This is a genomic window from Bacteroides oleiciplenus YIT 12058, from assembly GCF_000315485.1.
Classification (GTDB): Bacteria; Bacteroidota; Bacteroidia; order Bacteroidales; family Bacteroidaceae; genus Bacteroides; species Bacteroides oleiciplenus.
Genome location: NZ_JH992947.1, coordinates 124,100 through 143,347, shown reverse-complemented (window position 1 = coordinate 143,347; position 19,248 = coordinate 124,100). Strand labels below are relative to the sequence as shown.

13 protein-coding genes are annotated in these 19,248 nt (G+C 47.0%); 7 read left to right on the top strand and 6 right to left on the bottom strand.

Features of this window, described 5'->3' with window-relative positions; translation table 11 throughout:
- Window position 1: 1 nt before the first annotated feature.
- Entirely contained in the window at window positions 2-895 is an 894-nt protein-coding gene (locus tag HMPREF9447_RS26590) for an electron transfer flavoprotein subunit beta/FixA family protein (RefSeq protein ID WP_009132747.1), read from the bottom strand.
- Between the two features lie 298 nt (window positions 896-1,193).
- Here HMPREF9447_RS26590 and HMPREF9447_RS29300 point away from each other — a divergent pair, with 298 nt between their 5' ends.
- The 4 genes from HMPREF9447_RS29300 to HMPREF9447_RS26575 all read left to right on the top strand — a co-directional run bounded on the left by HMPREF9447_RS29300 (window position 1,194) and on the right by HMPREF9447_RS26575 (window position 5,547).
- A complete protein-coding gene (locus tag HMPREF9447_RS29300; RefSeq protein ID WP_009132746.1) occupies window positions 1,194-1,319 on the top strand; it encodes a hypothetical protein in 126 nt (41 codons plus the stop codon).
- Window positions 1,320-1,444: 125 nt separating this feature from the next.
- On the top strand, window positions 1,445-3,517 hold the full coding sequence (locus tag HMPREF9447_RS26585; RefSeq protein WP_081589818.1) for a carbohydrate-binding domain-containing protein: 2,073 nt from the start codon (window positions 1,445-1,447) through the stop codon (window positions 3,515-3,517).
- A 102-nt stretch (window positions 3,518-3,619) separates the two neighbouring features.
- Window positions 3,620-4,783 (top strand): sensor histidine kinase, encoded by a 1,164-nt coding sequence (locus HMPREF9447_RS26580; protein ID WP_009132744.1) that lies wholly within the window; start codon window positions 3,620-3,622, stop codon window positions 4,781-4,783.
- 17 nt (window positions 4,784-4,800) lie between these two features.
- Window positions 4,801-5,547, top strand: a complete 747-nt coding sequence (locus HMPREF9447_RS26575; RefSeq protein WP_009132743.1) for a LytR/AlgR family response regulator transcription factor — start codon at window positions 4,801-4,803, stop codon at window positions 5,545-5,547.
- A gap of 89 nt (window positions 5,548-5,636) precedes the next feature.
- On the opposite strand, the gene HMPREF9447_RS26570 is transcribed toward HMPREF9447_RS26575, so the two are convergent.
- Window positions 5,637-6,824 carry a C1 family peptidase gene (locus HMPREF9447_RS26570; protein WP_044138789.1) on the bottom strand — a complete coding sequence of 396 codons (1,188 nt, stop codon included), beginning with the start codon at window positions 6,822-6,824 and terminating at the stop codon, window positions 5,637-5,639.
- A 94-nt stretch (window positions 6,825-6,918) separates the two neighbouring features.
- On the opposite strand from HMPREF9447_RS26570, the gene HMPREF9447_RS26565 reads away from it, so the two are divergent.
- On the top strand, window positions 6,919-7,767 hold the full coding sequence (locus HMPREF9447_RS26565) for a patatin-like phospholipase family protein (RefSeq protein ID WP_009132741.1): 849 nt from the start codon (window positions 6,919-6,921) through the stop codon (window positions 7,765-7,767).
- 120 nt (window positions 7,768-7,887) lie between these two features.
- Complete coding sequence (locus HMPREF9447_RS26560; RefSeq protein ID WP_044138762.1) at window positions 7,888-9,012, top strand: AAA family ATPase; 1,125 nt, start codon at window positions 7,888-7,890, stop codon at window positions 9,010-9,012.
- A gap of 216 nt (window positions 9,013-9,228) precedes the next feature.
- On the opposite strand, the gene HMPREF9447_RS26555 is transcribed toward HMPREF9447_RS26560, so the two are convergent.
- From HMPREF9447_RS26555 to HMPREF9447_RS26540, 4 genes are read right to left on the bottom strand one after another with little or no spacing between them, the layout of a single operon-like run.
- Window positions 9,229-10,830, bottom strand: a complete 1,602-nt coding sequence (locus HMPREF9447_RS26555; RefSeq protein WP_009132739.1) for a glycoside hydrolase domain-containing protein — start codon at window positions 10,828-10,830, stop codon at window positions 9,229-9,231.
- 11 nt (window positions 10,831-10,841) lie between these two features.
- On the bottom strand, window positions 10,842-12,245 hold the full coding sequence (locus tag HMPREF9447_RS26550) for a DUF4960 domain-containing protein (protein WP_009132738.1): 1,404 nt from the start codon (window positions 12,243-12,245) through the stop codon (window positions 10,842-10,844).
- Window positions 12,246-12,266: 21 nt separating this feature from the next.
- Complete coding sequence (locus tag HMPREF9447_RS26545) at window positions 12,267-14,000, bottom strand: RagB/SusD family nutrient uptake outer membrane protein (protein WP_009132737.1); 1,734 nt, start codon at window positions 13,998-14,000, stop codon at window positions 12,267-12,269.
- Window positions 14,001-14,019: 19 nt separating this feature from the next.
- The gene (locus HMPREF9447_RS26540) at window positions 14,020-17,082 is read right to left on the bottom strand and encodes a SusC/RagA family TonB-linked outer membrane protein (protein ID WP_374937437.1); all 3,063 of its coding nucleotides are present in this window, start codon (window positions 17,080-17,082) and stop codon (window positions 14,020-14,022) included.
- 338 nt (window positions 17,083-17,420) lie between these two features.
- Between HMPREF9447_RS26540 and HMPREF9447_RS26535 the strand changes: the two genes are divergently transcribed.
- Window positions 17,421-19,223, top strand: a complete 1,803-nt coding sequence (locus HMPREF9447_RS26535; RefSeq protein ID WP_009132735.1) for a GH32 C-terminal domain-containing protein — start codon at window positions 17,421-17,423, stop codon at window positions 19,221-19,223.
- The last annotated feature ends 25 nt before the right edge of the window (window positions 19,224-19,248 follow it).

Here is a 19,248-nt window from a genome sequence, read left to right as displayed (position 1 = left end):
TTTATCCGATGGTGTGGTTAGCTAACAATTCAACAATAAGGTCTTCTACATCCTGGTCGCTTCCGGTCAGCGTGCGGCTTTCCTTGGCTTGGAAGGAGATGTTCTGAATGGCTTTCACTTTGGTGGGCGAGCCACTGAGGCCGCATTGTTCCAGGTCGCCGTTGACGTCGGCCACACTCCATTCGGTGATGTTCAGATAAGGATACTTCTCGTAGAGGTCGGCATAGGGCAGGGCAGCGCCTTCTTTGGTGATGGCGGCTTTCTCCTGTGCGCCGAGGGCGCGTTTGTACTTCTGAATCAGTTTGGCGTTGCGCGGACGGCAGGGGGCTGCGCTTCCGTTTACGGTGATGACGATGGGCAGCGGGCCTTCTACGGTTTCCACGCCTCCGTCGATATGGCGTTTCACAACAACGCGTCCGGTGGTCTTTTCAACGTTCAGGATTTCTTCGGCATAAGTAATCTGCGTCAGACCGAGTTTTTCGGCAACTTGCGGGCCTACCTGGGCTGTGTCGCCGTCGATGGCTTGGCGTCCGCCGATGATGATGTCATACTCGCCTATCTTCTTGATGGCAGTGGCAAGAGCGTACGAAGTGGCAAGGGTATCTGCACCGGCAAAAGCACGGTCGGTCAACAGATAACCATTGTCGGCGCCGCGGAACAGTCCTTCGCGAATTACTTCGGCTGCGCGTCCCGGTCCCATAGTAAGGATGGTTACGGTGGAGCCCGGATGTGCATCTTTCAGTCGGAGGGCTTGCTCGAGAGCGTTCAAGTCTTCGGGGTTGAAGATGGCGGGGAGTGCCGCGCGGTTAATGGTGCCGTCGGCTTTCATGGCATCTTTCCCAACATTGCGTGTGTCGGGAACTTGTTTAGCCAATACTACGATTTTCAAACTCATGTTATTAATATTTAGTATTAGTATTTCTCAATGTGTCAGCGCCGGGAATAGGAGTAGGAGGTCATAAAGTCCAGCTACTGAAATTGTCCGGTTAACTAATTATCAGCGTGCAAAATTAGTCAAACTGTTTGTTCTGACAAGAAATGAGGGCAAAAAATGCACATACGGAGAGGTTTTGAGCAAAAGAAAGAGCATAAGTAGAGGGGTTTGCCGTCAAAAACACCCTGTTAGTTGAATTCATTTTCTTCGTTTCGGACTGACGATTACATTTGCCACAGTAACAAAAACAGGTATTGCCATGAAAGAAACTTTGAAAGATATAACAGAAGTGCTGAATATATTTCTCCTCATCACACTGGAAGAAATGAACAGTATCCGCCTGATGAATCGGCCGGACACTAAATACTGCTTCCGTGGAAGGTGAGTTCCGCACCTACGATGGCTTGAAGAACGTAGAACGCTGGGCGGTAGGTGAGGGATACAAGTTCAAGTTCTAAGGAAATAGTTTATTACTCTCAATAAAATAAAACGATGAAAGAAAATAATAGGATGAAACGTATTGGAAGATTATGTGTTTATGTGGTGTGCTTCTGCCTGTGTGCCGTTTCTTGCGGCACCGATAATGTGTTTGATGAATGGGGAGAGAATGGAACGGGTGGTGGAAACACTCCCGGTGGAAGTACTGGAGGTTCGGATGATTCGGGAACATTACTCGACTTTGATATTTCGTGGGCCGACATATCGGATGATTCATACGTTGAAATAGCCGAAACGGTTGTTACCGATAAATCGGATGATGAATATGATGACTTTGTGGAAAACTCAACGTTTGCTTCTGCCATACAGATAGATTATTCGAACGGTTCGGCAGTGGTGACAGGCTCCGTCAGCGGGGTCACGGTAACCACAAACGGGGCACATGTCACGGTAAACTCATCCGTGGCAGGCGTGGAGTATGTACTCAGCGGTTCTGCCTCGAACGGTTCGTTCAAGGCATACAGCGACAAGAAATTCAAACTCACCCTTGCAGGCGTATCACTGACTAGTGGTAGTGGGGCGGCTATTAATATCCAGTCCGGCAAACGCGTCTTTGTGGAACTGAAAGAGGGAACGGAGAATAGCCTGACGGATGCTTCTTCTTATTCCACCGTGAGCGGTGAAGATGAAAAGGCGTGCTTCTTCAGTGAGGGGCAGCTCATCTTTAGCGGTACGGGTGCATTGACTGTAACGGGTAATTATAAGCATGGCATTTGCAGTGACGATTACATCCGTCTGCGCAGTGGAAGCCGTATCACGGTTGCCTCTGCCGTGAAGGATGGCATCCATACGAATGATAAAATCATCATCGGCGGCGGCACACTTACAGTGACAGCTTCCAGCGATGGCTTGGAGTGTGAAGAAGGATTTATCGATATCCGTGGCGGAGTGGTTACCGTCACTTCGGCAGATGATGCTATCGTGGCTTCTTATGAAGATACCGATGCAAGCATCACACCTTATATTAAAGTCAGCGGCGGCCTGCTGAAACTCTCCACTTTCGGTGAGAAAGGCATGGGACTGAAAGCGACGGGAGACATCATCGTGACGGGCGGCATTCTGAAAGCGGAAGTCAAGGGAACTGCATCGAAAGCTATTAAAGCGGACGGAAATGTTTCTCTTACAGGCGGTCAGATGATATTGCTGACTTCCGGCACAGGTTTATACGAAGATAATGATTTAAGTTCTGCCGCAGGCATCAAGTGCGACGGGAATATGACGGTAATTGGCGCCACTCTCTTTATCAAAAGCACTGGAGCTGCTGGTAAAGGCATCAACTGCGACGGCAGCCTGAGCATCGACAACAGTACGGTGAAGATAATTACAACCGGGAAACAGTATGTATATAACCGTCTGGATTCTTCCGCGAAAGGTATCAAGGCGGATGGCAACCTGACCATCAATTCCGGTACTATTTGGGTGAAGACTCCTGGCGGTGAAGGGAGCGAGGGCATTGAGAGCAAGAGCATCCTTACCGTTAATGGCGGAGATGTCAGCGTCTATTCTTACGACGACTGTATGAATGCTTCCAAAAGTATCGTCATCAATGGCGGCAATATCTATTGTTATAGTAGCGGAAATGATGGTGTCGATTCTAACGGTACGCTGACCATTACCGGAGGTACGATTGTCTCCATCGGTACTTCTTCTCCTGAAGAAGGTTTCGATTGCGACCAGAATACCTTTAAGATAACGGGCGGAACTATTCTTGGCATTGGTGGCGGCACCAGTACACCGACGTCCAGTGTCTGTACACAGCGCACGGTTATCTATGGCGGTACGGGCAGTAGCGGCACGCTTCTCAGTATCCTGGGGGCGGACGGTGCACATGTGATGTCCTACACCATACCTCGGTCTTACTCGCAAATGACGTTGTTGTTCAGCAGCGCGAAACTGGCGTCGGGCACCAGCTATACAATTTATACAGGCGGTTCGGTGAGTGGCGGCACAGCCTTCTACGGACTGACCACCGGCAGTAGTTATACGGCAGGTACACAGGTAGCGACTTTCACACCCAGCAGTATGGTGACATCGGTGGGTAATATTTCTTCCGGTGGTCCCGGAGGTGGCGGTTGGCATTGGTAATGAGGATTTTGCCGATAAAAAAGCCTTGTCCGTCTATTTCTTTTGTACGTTAATTGAAAGACTTTTATTTTTGCCATGACATCCCCAAAACGGAAACCATACATGAAGAAAGCAATCTCCCGTACCACTTTTAAGCGCTATCTGCCGGAAATGATGATATACGTTGCCGTATGGCTTATCGTGCTTATGGTGCCGGTGGTGAACAACTTCTTCGAACTCCTGTCGGGCAAGGTGGAGGTGATGCGATGGAAAGGTATTTTGCTTCTATGGCTCAATGTATTACCTTTCTTCCTTCTTTTCATGGTGAACAATCGCGTGCTTGCTCCCTTCCTTTTCCTGAAACAGAAAATTGTGGCATATGTGCTGGCAGCAATCTTATTATCTACCGTCACTTTCTGGGTGGTAGGGATGATTTCGCCCAACCATCCCGGAATACAGCGGCAGAAAGTGGAGCAGAGAATGCGTGAACGGGGAATGGATGCTCCCGGGTCACGTGAGCGTCCTGCCCCGCGGCATTCCGACTTCCAGCGTCCACCCTTCGGAGATATGCCTTTCTTTGTTCCTTTATTCCGGGGGCCTTTTCTGGGGCGTATGTTGATTGCCTTGCTCATGTTCAGTTTCAACATTGCCGTCAAACTGTTCTTCAAATCCATGCGCGATCAGGAAGCCATGAAAGAGTTGGAGCATAACAACCTGCAAACTGAGTTGGAATATCTGAAATACCAGATAAACCCGCATTTCTTTATGAATACCCTTAACAACATACATGCACTGGTGGACATTGATACAGAGAAAGCTAAACAAACCATCGTGGAGCTTTCGCGCTTGATGCGCTATGTGCTCTATGAGGCGAACAACCGCACTATATTGCTTGCCAAGGAAGTGCAATTCCTGAATCATTACGTAGAACTGATGCGTATACGCTACACGGATAAGGTGCGGATAGATGTATCTCTTCCTACTGATACGGGCGAGGTGCAAGTGCCACCCCTGTTGTTCGTTTCGTTTGTGGAGAATGCTTTCAAGCATGGTGTCAGCTACCAGCAGGTATCGTTCGTGTCAGTCTGTTTGCAGGTGATGGGTGATGAGGTGCTTTTCTATTGTTCCAACAGTAACTATAACAAGTCCGAAGACCAGCATCACGGCATTGGGCTTGATAATATCCGCAAGCGCTTGCGCCTGTTGTTTGGCGACCGTTATGATTTGTCTATCGATGAAACGGCCGATTGCTTCAAAGTGCAGTTGTCCCTTCCGGTGAGTTATTAAAAAGAATGGAGGTATGTATGATAAATTGTATAACTATTGATGACGAGCCGTTGGCTCTTGCCCAACTGACGGGATATATCTCCTGTATACCTTTTCTTAATCTTATAGCTTCCTGCCAGGATGCTTTCGAGGCCATGAGTGTACTTTCCGTGCAGAAGGTAGACCTGCTCTTTGTCGACATCAACATGCCCGACCTGAATGGAATGGACTTTGTGCGCTCACTGGCGGAGAAGCCTCTAATCATCTTCACTACCGCTTACTCAGAGTATGCTGTGGAAGGCTTCAAGGTAGATGCTATTGATTATCTGTTGAAACCGTTCGGTTTTCAGGATTTCCTGAAAGCGGTGGATAAAGCGCATAAATGGTGGAATTTCCGTACCAAAGAGCATACCGTTGCGGCTCCGGCGGTATCAGTCTCTCCCGAACTGTCTTTCAGTGACGGTACGCTCTTTGTGAAGAGTGACTATCGTGTCACACGTATCAATTTCATTGACATAAAGTATATAGAAGGAATGAGCGAATATGTGCGCATCTTTATAGAAGGGGAATCGAAACCTATTATGCCTTTGCTCAGCATGAAGCGTCTGGAAGAGACTTTGCCTGCATCCCAGTTCATGCGGGTGCATCGTTCTTATATCGTCAATCTGAAAAAAATAACGGAAGTCTCCCGTTTGCGCATCGTTTTTGGAGAAACATATATTCCGGTAGGAGAGAATTACAAGGATAAGTTTGCGGAATATATTAATAGCAGGATGATGAAATGAGATTAGTGATTAGAGGCTAGTGATAAGTGATTAGTAGCTGCGCTATTACACCGCATGGTACTAATCACTTATCACTAACCTCTAATCACTTATTTAATTCCCAGCTTCTTCAACAGCGCCTTAGGCACTGCATCTTTGTGTACCAGAACGTTGATAGTCTTATAAGCAACGAAGGGCTTAGAAGCATACCAAGTGCCTTTGTATTTGTTGTTGGTACCCCAGGAGTTTTTCACCATGTAGTATTCCTTACCGTTCTGATCTTTGGCGATACCGTAGATAAGCATGCCGTGGTCATCAGTTGTTTCCCAATTGTCGAATGCTGTTTGGCGCATTTCTTGAGTAACAGTGATTTCCGGCAACGGACGAGAAGTCAGTTCTTTGCGCTTGTCTGCGGCAGTAAGACCAGTCCAGCGTGCCATGTCAGAACCTGTGAGTTCTGCGCCACGGTCAGCATCAGGCATTACAGCGATACCGTCACGGGTGAAACCGCTTTCGCTGACGTCGCTCCCCCAAGCTACGGTGTAACCGTTGTTGACAGCATTGTCGATAACAGACATGAATTCCATTAAAGGCAGGTTGTAAGAAAGGCCATTGCGCCAGTTGTCCTGGATTTCGATGTTCATCTGAGTATAGAACGGGTGATGAGTGAATGAAGTCAGAGATACGTAATCATCCGGGTTGATGCCGAGAGATTCGGCAAAAGTCTTCGGAGTATATTCTTTACCTTGGTAAGTGAAAGTTTCGGGGCATTTGCCGAGGTAAGTATCATAGATAGAGCACAAGCCTTTCTTCCATACCGGAGTCAGTTTGGTCAGTTTGCCTTTGGCAATAGCGTTTACGTAAGCACCGGCCACGGCATCCAGCTCGTTGTGTACCGGCAGCGTGTCACCGTACATAATGCCTGGCATAGCTTCCTGCGGAACAAGACCATAGTTTTTCAGGCAGAACATGATGTCGTAGAAGCTTCCACCGGGTGAGAAAGAACTGTCGCCGTGATAGCGTACGTAGTTCACGCCGCGGTCCATCATTGTGTGGTGTACTACAAACATTTCTGATAAATCATACTCTCCCTTGCCCATGCGCAGCAATTCACTTTCGAGGAAACCAAGTGCCGAGAAGCTCCAGCATGTGCTCGAACGGTTTTGGTTTTTAACAGACGTAATCGGGTTTTCTTTAACGGTAGTGAAGATAAAGCCTTCTTCCGTCTTCGGAGTGTCTTGTGCTGACACATTGAAACTTAATAAGCCTAAAGTGGCAATAAGTATTGACTTTTTCATCATGATTAAATTGATTTTAATTGATTGTTACTGGCACAAAGATAGGGAGATTTCGGAAACAAAAGCTATCTTTGGAGCGTTAATTCAGATAATTATGGAGAAAAAGATACATATCAACCCCAAAACTGGATTGGTTCTTGAAGGTGGCGGCATGCGCGGAGTGTTCACTTGCGGCGTGCTGGACAACTTTATGGACCGTGGCATCCGCTTCCCCTATACTATCGGAGTGAGCGCCGGAGCGTGCAACGGACTTTCTTATATGTCCGGTCAGCGCGGCCGTGCCAAGTACAGTAACATTGATTTGCTGGAGAAGTATCAGTACATCGGTCTGAAATATTTGTTGAAGAAACGCAATATTATGGATTTCGACCTGTTGTTCCAGGAGTTTCCCGAACACATTCTACCCTATAATTATGAGGCGTATTTCTGTTCTCCGGAACGTTATGAAATGGTTACCACAAACTGTGTGACAGGTGAGGCTAATTATTTCGAGGAGAAACAGGATAAAGACCGGGTGATTGACATTGTGCGTGCTTCAAGTAGTCTGCCTTTTGTATGTCCCATTGCTTATGTGGATGACGTGCCGATGCTCGACGGCGGTATTGTGGATAGCATCCCCCTGATGCGTGCGCGGAATGAGGGCTTTACTCATAATGTGGTAGTGCTTACCCGTAACCACGGTTATCGCAAAGAAGCGAAAGATATACATGTGCCGTCTTTTCTTTATCGGAAATATCCGAAGATGCGTGAAGCGTTGAGTTGCCGTTGCCGTGTGTACAATGAACAACTGGAACTGGTGGAGCGCATGGAAGAGGCGGGAGAGATTACCGTAATCCGTCCGCAGAAGCCTGTGGTGGTAGACCGCATCGAGCGGGATATTCAGAAGCTGACCGATTTGTATGAGGAAGGTTATGCGTGCGCGGCGAAGTATGATTTTCAGTGATTAATCAGGATATTGTAAACGCATTGCCAAATAATGATTGCCATAAAGTGGCAATCATTATTTGGCAATGCGTTTCTTTATTCTTATCTTTGTCGGACTACAAACTTTAGGAGGTCTGATATGAACAATCCATTTGTAACCAACGGTTATGTTTCTCCGAAGTATTTCTGCGATCGGGAAACAGAGACTAAAGATATTACTACGTTGTTGCTTAACGGAAATAACATAGCGCTTATTTCTCCCCGTCGTTATGGAAAGACGGATTTGATTCGTCATTGTTTTTCCCAACCTGAGGTGGCGGAACACTATTATACTTTTATAGTAGATATTTATGCTACCCGTTCGTTACGTGATTTCGTGAATAAGTTTGGAAAGGTTATTCTGGATGCTTTGAAGCCACGGGGACGTAAAGTCTGGGAGATTTTTGTGAATGCTATTGCTTCTTTACAGGCAGGTATCACTTATGATATAGGTGGAGTTCCTTCCTGGAACATAGGACTTGGTGACATAACCAATCCTGCCGCTTCTCTTGATGAGATATTCCATTATTTGCAGCATGCCGACCGTCCCTGCCTGATAGCTATTGATGAATTTCAGCAGATAGGGAAGTATCCGGAAGATACCATTGAGGCTACATTACGTACCTATGTGCAATATTGCAGTAATGCTCGCTTCGTCTTTTCCGGCTCACAGCGTCATTTGATGGGGACTATTTTCACCTCTCCCTCACGGCCGTTTTACCAGAGTGTCACTATTATGAATTTGCCTCCTATCCCTCTTGAAAAGTATACAGAGTTTGCCATCCGTCATTTTCGGGAACATAAAAAGGTACTTTTGTCCGAGGTGGTGAATGTGCTTTACGACCGTTTTCGTGGCGGAACTTTCTATTTGCAGAAAATAATGAATATCCTTTTTCTGAAAACTCCTGAGGGAGCTACATGTGGTATGGAAATGATAGAAGACGCTATCAACTACATTGTTAACTTCACGGCAGATACTTATGCCGAATTACTATATCAACTGCCCGAAAAACAAAAACAGGTGCTGATTGCCATTAATCGGGAAGGACAGGCGCGCAATGTAGTTTCCGGTGCCTTTTCTAAACGTCATGGATTGGTATCTCCCAGTTCTGTGCGCTCAGCGTTGGCAGGATTGCTTGATAAGGATTTCATCACAAAAGAGCGTGACTCTTATCAGGTGTACGACCTGTTCTTTAGTATATGGTTATCTAAAGAGGAGCATTAATTCATAAGCGTACGAAAATTACACAAAAAATAAAACTTCTCCGGCATTTGTAAGTTCAGTGCCGGATTGAATGGGATTCAGTATACGACTGAATAGGGTTCAGTCGTATACTCATCCCTATTCAGTCGTATACTGATTATACCCCCTCTCAGAATATATTCCAGACGGTCTTCGGGAAAATATACAATGGAGGTAAAATTATCTACATTTCTCTGTTTAATAATAGCTAACCTTTACGTTACTAACCTCTACGCTTCCTGAATAGCTATTAATAGACCACGGATTTTTCTGCATCCCATAGATGCGGTTTGTGTAGGCCACATTATCGTTGATGTAAACCACGCAAATCGAGTTGTCCGTACAGATTGTTACATTATATACATTGTCGGAAGGGGTGGGGAACAGATAACCGTCTATTCCGTCAATGAAACCTTTGCCTTCATCTCCCTCTTCCTCGAAGTTTATCTTCCGCTTGTTATTGTTATCTTCCGGGTTCACTACGATAGTGTAGTACTTTTTAGAGTCAGTACCACGCACCAGAGAAATACCGAATCTATCCGCATTGCTTGCCGTCTTTACTGTAAATGAAATCTTGTTGCATACATTCAGGCGATTGAAAAGCACATACGCATTGTCTGTCAATGTGTAGCTATCGTTACTTTCGGACACTCCGTTACTCTTTTCCATGACCTTAACGGAGGAGCCAGTTGTGTATTTCCGGCTGATACCTTCTATCAGTCCCAAAGACAGTGTTCCGTCTTCATGCTGGATGATTTTGTGCGCAACCAGGCTGCCTGCCCATTCAGGTTCATTGGGAGAAGCACCGACTGCGGTGTTGTCGTTGCCCGAGCGGGTGGGGCACCATCCCCAGATATATCGGTTGGTACCATCCGAAGCTGTTTTCCCGGCATAGAAACCACGGGAATCGAGGAAACCCTCGTGGTCATCGGGCCAGATACCGGCATCATTTGCCGTGGTGGCTTTCAATTCGTCGAGGGTGCGTCCTTTGAAGTATTGCACCTTACGTACGGCTGCATGCATTTCCGAATAAACCAAGTACCACCAGTCTCCCATTTTGAAGACGTCGGGACATTCGTAGAAGCGGTCCCACATCATGGTCATGAATACGCCTGCATGTTCCCAGGTTTTCATATCCGCAGAGGTATATTCCGCCAATACGCCTTTGCCGCTCTTCACGGTGGAAACAAGCATGTGATACTTCCCGTCTTCTCCCTCAAATACAAAGGGGTCGCGGAAATCGTTCTTGCTGTATCCGTCGGTGTCGCCTTTCAGATAGAAAGTGCGGTTTTTGGTCCACGTCTTGAAGTCGGGGGAGGTGGCGTACATTACGACCTGTCCATTCTGGGATGAAGTGGGTTGATACTTGTTGCCCGTGTAGAAGGTGTAATACAAACGGTCCGAAGGATTATAAATAGTGCTTCCCGTTCCGATGGCGGCATCCTGTTCCGCCAGTCCGCCGCAGGAAATCAGTTCGCCCATAGAGGCGTATGAGGCGGCGTCTTTGGTACTTACCGCCCATATAGGGTGGTAAGTACCTGCCTGGTTCGGGCGGTATTCTTGTAGATACATGATTTTGAAGTCTCCTGCCTGTGCGTCGTAAAACGGCATCGGGTCGCCTACATAACCTACATAAGGTTTGTAGTACGTATCGAAATTCATTGCATCCGTCGAAGTAAAATGGGTGGCTGTTCCGTCCCAGTCCTTTTGAGTCAAGACCGGATCGTTGTCATCATTGCAGCTGCTGAAGGAAGCAACCATCATTGCAGCCAGTGTAAGTGAATATATCATTGTTTTCATATATTAGTTTTTTATTTACTCGTTAAATAGTTGATTGCGTTCTCTGTCAGTCTGCCCACATTGCCGTGATACTTATCTGCTGAAGCGTCTACGCCGTAAGCATACCAGTCATAGCATCCCGAACCAATACATATGATGCCGCCTCTGGTGCCCTCTGCCGGGTATTCCCATGCTACGATGGCTCCGTCACCACCATAACCCAGGTCGATGCCGCCGTGGTTTGTTCTCCAGATTTCATTAGTGGCATAGCCGCCCCAGTCGGAACCGATGTGCCATTGTGCCGTACTGTTGGTAGTCCGGTAACCGGCATCGAAAGTGTAAACCTTGTCCGTTTCGCCACTGTTCATTATCAAGTTCTGATAGAGTGCGTGAGATTCGTGTCCCTGAATGAAGAAGTTCCAGGCTCCACCGGTTATTTCACCGCTTTCTTCCGATTGTCCCCAACAGTTGTTAGGATTGTTACCGTCTTTGGTGGCACCCAGTTTGGCGGCATAATAGGTAGCGTAGCGGGTGAGCAACAGATTCATGCCGTTGTTGTACAGTTCTTTCATCTTCACCAGTGCATTGACTGCCGCAGGGGCTGCATTATCAAATTTATCCATATTGTCAATGCCGCCGTCTATGTGCAAGTGCCACCACATGAGTTCGCATTCGCTCAGGTCAACTCGTCCTGCCTGCACATCCGCAAAGGAGATGTACTGTGCGTTGGCAACATTGTTCAGCATCCAGGTGGCTGCCTCTTTTTCTTCCGGGTTCAGTTCATCCAGTGTTGCTGCCAGACCTACATATACGGCACTTGGAGCATCGGTCGGGATAACCGTAACCGTATAAACGGCAGTTGCAGTATTGTATGAAACGGTGAATTCCACAGGGTTGGTAAAGTCGACCGCTTGGCCGGATGCCGGCATAACTACCGCTCCTGCCGAAGTGGTGATTACAGGAACCAGGTTTCTTACATCAACCGTACTGGGGATGCGTACGGTGATTGTGCGCTTGCTTTGGTCAATCACTCCGGCATAAGCATCATTCAGTTTGAATGAGAGAATTCTGGCTTCGTCATGCTTGATGTTGATCGTAAAGTCCAGAAAAACATCTCCGTTGGTCACTTTTATCACTTGCGGGAACGAGAAGTTCAGCACATCGCCCACCTTCACCGAAGCTACGGCGCCTTCGGACACTTCAATGCCCGTGACTTTCATTGCATCCGTATCATATACCTCGGGAACTGCCACGGTTATGGTCTTGTTTGTCCGATCGATTGTTCCTGCATAATTCTCATCCAGCTCAAAAGCGGTCAGCCATGTGTCACCGTCCAGTTGAAGGTTGGATTTATTGTCATCGCTGCATCCCGGGAGGGTGAACACCAGTGTAGTGCCCAAGAGAAGCATATTTAGTTTATTCAATATTGATTTCATGATATTCTTGTTTTTAAAAGGTTACCAGTTACCGCAGTTCTGTGAATAGTTACCATTGCTGGCGCTCATCTGTGCAAACGGAATAGGCAGATACTCATTCTTGTTTTTGGTGAATGCCGCATTGGTATAGATGGTGCAGTCGGCAGCTTCTTCTGCATAGAACTTGTTCAATACTTCTGCCGCTTCTCCCCATCTCACGAGGTCGAAGAAACGCTCCGATTCCAAAGCCAGTTCCACACGGCGTTCAAACTTCAGCAATTTCAGTGCATCCGCCTGCGAATAACTTCCCGTATAGGGCTGCACGTTGAAGCGTACACCATATTCCATTTCGTAGTCGGCAATAGCTGCCGTGCTTTGTTTGGCACGGTTGCGCACTTCGTTTATCAGGCCGATGGCTTCGTCAATGCGGCCGTCATTCAGTTGAATCAGTGCTTCGGCACGCATCAACAGTACGTCTGAGTAGCGCAGAACGATACGGTTCATCGGAGAACCCCACCAGGAACCCTTAATCAGATAACCGCCATCGGGGTCTACATTGTGTTTCAAGGTGACATAGTAGCCGTAAAGTCCGTTGCTACGGCTCCAGGTGGTCGATTCGTCCATCATATACTTTTTGTTGAATTCATAAGGGAATCCGGGCATACCTACCGTGAGGAAAAGGCGCGGGTCGGCATAATCGGATTGTGAATTGTAATCACGACTGTTGAAAGCATCCAGCAACGGATATCCGTTAGCGTCTGTCCTGAAGGCGTTCACCAGGTTCTGGCTGGGCTTGTAGAAGTCGCAACCGCCATCGGTGACACCTGGAATATTGGGGACAATCAGACCGTAAGACCAGTTACAGTTACCGTTTTTGGTACCGTCATTCATGGAGTATTGCATGGCCCACAGAGATTCAACGCCATTCTCGTACTGAGGTTCCGGACGAAAGTTATTGTGGAAGTCCGATTCCAGCCCGTAACCACCTGCTGACATGATGGCTTTGTCTGTGTACTGCACTACTTTCACCAAGTCTTCTGTGCTGATACTCGTCACTTCATGGTTGGCGGCGTTATCCTGATGATAGGCTTTGTAGAGATAGGTTTTAGCCAGATAAGCTGCTGCAGCTGCTTTGGCGGGACGTCCCTTGTCGGCCTGCTTCACGGGGAGGTTGTCATAAGCGAACTGGAAGTCGTCGGCAATCTGCTGCCAGCCTTCGTCGTTGTTATAGACAGTATTGGAGAGATAATTATATTCTTCCGGCGACAGATTGGCGTCGTTGGCAAATACAATCTTCTTGTACAGGCGTTTCAGGAGGAAGTGTCCGTGGGCACGCAGGAATCTCATCTCGGCGATGCGCTGTTGTTTCAGTGAATAGGTGCTTTCGTCCACTTGTTCCAGAAGTTGCAGGGCTGTGTTGACGCGTGAGATACAGTTGTACAAGCGTTGCCACATGTCACTGATGTTCCATGCCGTAGTCATGATGCCCTGCGAGATGTCCAGTGCATGGAATACGTCACCGTCTTCCGTACCGTTTCCACCTTTGTAGGCATCGTCCGAGCGTACGTCATAGTTCCACATGGAGAAAGAAGAGTTGATATCTTCGGCGGTAATCCACACGGCGTAGGCGGAGATTACCAGATTGTCGATGTATGCCGGGTCTTTCAGTTGTTCGTCACTGATGGTTCCCTGGGGGAGCTGGTCTTCCAGGAAATCTGTGCAACTGCCGCACATCAGGGAAAGACCTAAAACTGCTGTATATATTAATTTTCTCATAAGTAATTGATTTATTGATTTAGAAACCTACGTTAACTCCGAAAGTCAGATTCATCGGGATGGGGTAGCCATAGTTGGCATTCTCCGGGTCTACTCCGGTAAATTCCTTACTCTTGATGGTCAGCACATTCTGGGCACTAACATAGAAGCGCAGACGGTCCATTTTCAGCTTTTGGGAGAAGGCTTTCGGAACATTGTAACCTATCTGTATATTACGCAGTTTCAGGAAAGAGCCATTCTCTACGAAATAAGTTGAAACACGTTTCTCGTTGTTTATATCGCTGCGTGATAATGCAGGAATATCAGAATTCGGGTTAGTCGGAGACCAGGCATCAAGCACCCGTTTACCCTTGTTCAGGAAACCGATGTTGAGGCCGCTCCAAAGGTCTGTTTCTTTCTTCAGGTCACTGATTACGTCTACTCCCTGAACACCTTGCCAGAACATGGTGAGGTCGAAGTTCTTGTATTCAAGATAGATATTCAGACCATAGCTGAATGCAGGCGTCGGGTCGTATATCCATTTCTGGTCTTTCTCGTTGATGATGCCGTTATTGTCCAGGTCGCGCCAGCGGATACGTCCCACTCCGGCACCTTCCTGGGTGGCATGGTTGTCAACTTCCTCTTGCGATTTGAAGATGCCGTCGGCCACATAACCCACCTGCGAACCGTTGGCATGACCGATAACGCTTTGTACACCGTTACCGCCGAAAGTACCGTTGGCTGCTACAGTGGCAGGCAGTTTGGTGATTTCATTCCGGTAGGTGGAGACATTGGCATTCAGGTCATATTTCAATCCGAATGAAGTCTGGTTGCGATAACCGAGGTTGAACTCTACACCCATGTTCTTCATCTCTCCGGCATTGATCCATTGGTTGCTGCCTTCACCCATGGCTGCGATACCTGCCATTTGCACCAGGATGTTTGTTGTTTTTTTATAGAACCAGTCGAACGAGCCGTACAAGCTTTGTTTAAGCAGAGAGAAATCGAGCCCCAGATTGGTCTGTGTAGTTGTTTCCCATTTGATGTTGTCATTGCCAATCTGGTTACGCTTGAAACCGGATTGAAGAATGCTTCCGCCATTGGTTCCGGCAATGTCGTAAGAAGTACCGTAACTCTGACCGCCTGATTCCGTCACACCATAGTTGGGAACGTAAATCGTGTAACGGGCGATATTGGAGATTTCCTGGTTACCGGTCTGTCCCCATGAGCCACGGACCTTCAAATCGTCTATCCAGGTGAGATTCTGCATGAACTTCTCACGGTTCAGACGCCATCCCAGTGACACGGAAGGGAAAGTGGCGTAGCGGTTATTTTTGCCGAAACGTGAAGAACCATCGCGGCGAACCGTTACAGAGAACAGATATTTATCATCATATGTATAGTTCAGTTTTCCGAAGAAAGAAACCAGAGAATAACCTTCGCCGGCGCCGTATGACTGGGCAGTACCCGAACCGGCATCCGGCCACATATAGTCGGGAGTGAGGATGGCGTAATCTTCTTTATAACCGGAGAAGTGAATATCATCTTCCCGATTCAGCTCCATACCGATCATGGCATCGCCACGGTGCTTGCCGATTTCCAGGTTATAGGTAGCGATGGCATTCCACATCCATTTCGTCCAATGTTCTTGTTTGGCTTCCACGGCATTCTTGTCATTTGCCACATTGCCTTCGGTAATCGGGTAAGTGAAGATGCGTTGCGATTTTTGTGCATAGTCCAATCCGAATGTGGAACGTACATTGAACCCTTTGAAAGGATTCAGGTTGATGTAGGCGTCACCAAACATACGCCAGTAAGTATAGCGGTTATCAGAGTTACGTTCCAGACGTGCCACCGGGTTTTCACGGTCGGGGTATCCGCCCACCGGACCTGCATATTCTCCGTTAATGTCACGGACCGGCAGTGAAGGGTTGAACTGCAATACATTTTGCAGGAATCCACCCGGTGCCTGTACTTCCGAAGTACGGTTCAGTGTGAAGTGCTCTCCCACGGTCAACACTTTACCAATCAGATTATAACTGGAGTTCATGCGGGCAGAGAAACGTTCAAAGTCACTGTCCTTGATGATACCCAGATTCTTGTAATATCCCAGAGAGAAGAAAGAGGAACCTTTCTCCGAACCGTTACTTACAGATACATTGTATTGCTGAATCACACCTGTGCGTGTCGTTTCATCAAACCAATCCGTATCGGCAGCCGGAACCGTATTGGCAGAATCCAGATACTTGGACATGCTGATACCGTTCAGTTGGGGATAGCCGTTAGTATCATAACCCCAGTTGTATTTGTAACCCAGTGCATTGGTGTTAGGGTCCTGTCCTTCGTTCACGTAAGCCTGCCACATGGCGCGGCCATATTCTTCTGCATTCAGCACTTCCATCTTATTGGTGTACATGGAAGCGGCGACGGATGCGTCGAAGTTGATTTTTACTTGTCCTTCTTTACCTTTCTTAGTGGTGATGATGATGACACCGTTTGCAGCGCGCGAACCGTAGATGGAGGCTGAGGCTGCATCCTTCAATACCTGGATAGACTCGATGTCGTTGCCATTCAGCTCGTGCATACCCGATTTGGTGGGTACACCGTCTATAATATAAAGAGGATCATTGTTGTTCAGGGTTCCTATACCACGGATGCGTACCGTGGTGTTTCCACTGGGATTACCGTCGGCTGTGATGTTCATACCGGGTACACGTCCTTGCAAAGCCTTTATCGGATTGTTTTCGTTTTGTTTGGCAATTTCGTCCATGCTGACTACGGAGATGGCTCCCGTCAGGTCGGCCTTGCGTTGGGTGGTGTAGCCGGTAACTACAATTTCCTGTAGCATTTCGGATTCTTCTTCCAGAGTGATACTCAATGAGGCTTGCGCCTTTACATTCACTGTCTTGAAGCCTATATAAGAAATCGTAAGTTCCGAACCCTGGGCTACGGATAATGTGAATTCGCCATCGATATTGGTAATGGTACCATTGGCGGTCTGATTGGTTTCTATCACAGTTGCACCGATGATTGGCTCTCCATCGGTCTTAGAAACCACTTTTCCCTGTACGGTCAGGCGTTGAGCCTGTACAAGCGTGCACATAAGAAGAAAAAGTGCAAATAGAAGTGATTTTTTTATGCCTTCCATGTTTTTAGATTTTAATTTAATAGTTTACTTTGTTTGTAATCGCAATGGATTACCTCTCAAAACTGGCTTTCCCGAGTCATGTTTTGATGGTGCAAATAAAAGGAATTAAATGAAAAGATACTGTAATTTATGTTTCATAAGCTCGCAAATTTGTAACAAGATGGTGGTGAGGTATCATTTTTACCAGCTTATGAAACATAAATTACAGGCTTTCTTCCTGATATTCGCTTCCTTTGCAAAGTGCTTTCCCGGGCAACTAATTATTAACTGTTTTTTTAATACCAAGAAACATCATGAATCTAAAAAACTATTTGTTAACAGCACGATGGACTTTCGCCTTTATAATAGGTACTGTATGGTCTGTCTTCTCGTGCCAGGCTATTAATCCTCCTTTCGTGATTAAACATTTAGGCGACGGACAGAGCATTGTCCAGATTGAGAATCAAAAGAAATTCCTGTTGCTTCCCGTAGAAGAAGCTTCTCCGGAAGCCAAACTCTATATGATTGCAGACAATGACGTGGTGCGCAACATGAACGTCCGTCTGGCTATCAATAAAGTAGATTATTTTGTTCCGGTAGATCTTTCCGGATTTGATAATAAATCACTCTCCTTTAATTTCCAACTCATTCCTGATACGGCTATTTGCTGGAATGAGATGAAACTTTCCGATACTTTCGATACTGCCAATCGTGAAGACTTCCGTCCGCTCTATCACTTTACACCCCAATATGGGTGGATGAACGATCCGAATGGAATGGTCTATAAGGATGGTGTGTATCACCTGTTTTATCAATATAACCCGTATGGTTCCATGTGGGGAAATATGCATTGGGGACATGCCACCAGTACCGACCTTGTGTCTTGGGAGCACCAGCCGGTAGCTATTGCACCTGATGCATTGGGCACTATATTTAGTGGTTCTTGCGTAGTGGATAAGGATAATACCGCAGGTTTCGGTGCCGGAGCCATCATTGCTTTCTATACCTCGGCAAGTGACCGCCAGGTGCAGAGCATGGCTTATAGTCTTGACAATGGGAAAACCTTCAAGAAGTATGCACGCAATCCGATACTGACTTCCACCCAACGCGACTTCCGCGACCCGAAAGTATTCTGGCACGATGCCACCGACAAGTGGATCATGGTGCTTGCCGTAGGTCAGGAAATGCAGTTCTACTCTTCTGTCAACCTGAAAGACTGGACCTATGAAAGTAGTTTCGGTGAGGGTCAGGGTGCTCATGGCGGTGTCTGGGAGTGTCCCGATCTGATTGAATTGCCCATTGAAGGCACTGAACTGAAAAAGTGGGTATTGATTTGCAACATCAACCCCGGAGGACCTTTTGGCGGTAGTGCTACCCAATATTTTGTAGGAACATTCGACGGAAAGAACTTTGTGAACGAATCTCCGAAAATGACAAAGTGGATGGACTGGGGAAAAGACCACTATGCTACCGTAACCTGGAGCAATGCTCCCGAAGGACGTCATATAGCCTTGGCATGGATGAGCAACTGGCAGTATGCCAACGATGTGCCGACTACGCAATACCGCAGTGGCAACTCTGTTCCCCGCGACTTGAGTCTTTATACTTCGGACGGCGAGACTTATCTGAAGTCATCCCCTTCACGGGAACTCCTGACGTTACGCGGAAAAGGTGAGAAAAAGCGTTCTTTCAAAGTAGACCGTACCTATAATATGGATAAACTTCTTGCCGATAATACCGGTACGTATGAAATAGAAATGACTATCAAGAACAGAAATGCGGAAGTTATTGGTTTCCAACTTTTCAATTCAAAAGGGGAAGAAGTTGATATCTACTATAATTTGGTAGAGAAGAAGTTTGCAATGGATCGTGCCAAAAGCGGAATCGTATCGTTCAGTCCGGACTTCCCTGTGGTAACGTTCGCTCCGATAGAAGATAACTATGAGATGAAGCTACGTATCTTCGTAGATAAGTCCAGTATCGAAATATTCGGTGACGACGGACGTCTGGCGATGACAAACCTGATATTTCCTTCGGAACCTTATAACCGTATCAGCTTCTATGCTAAAGGTGGAAGCTACACGGTAAGTTCATTTCAGGTTTATAAACTGAAATAGCTAAACTTTAAGATACTACCATTTG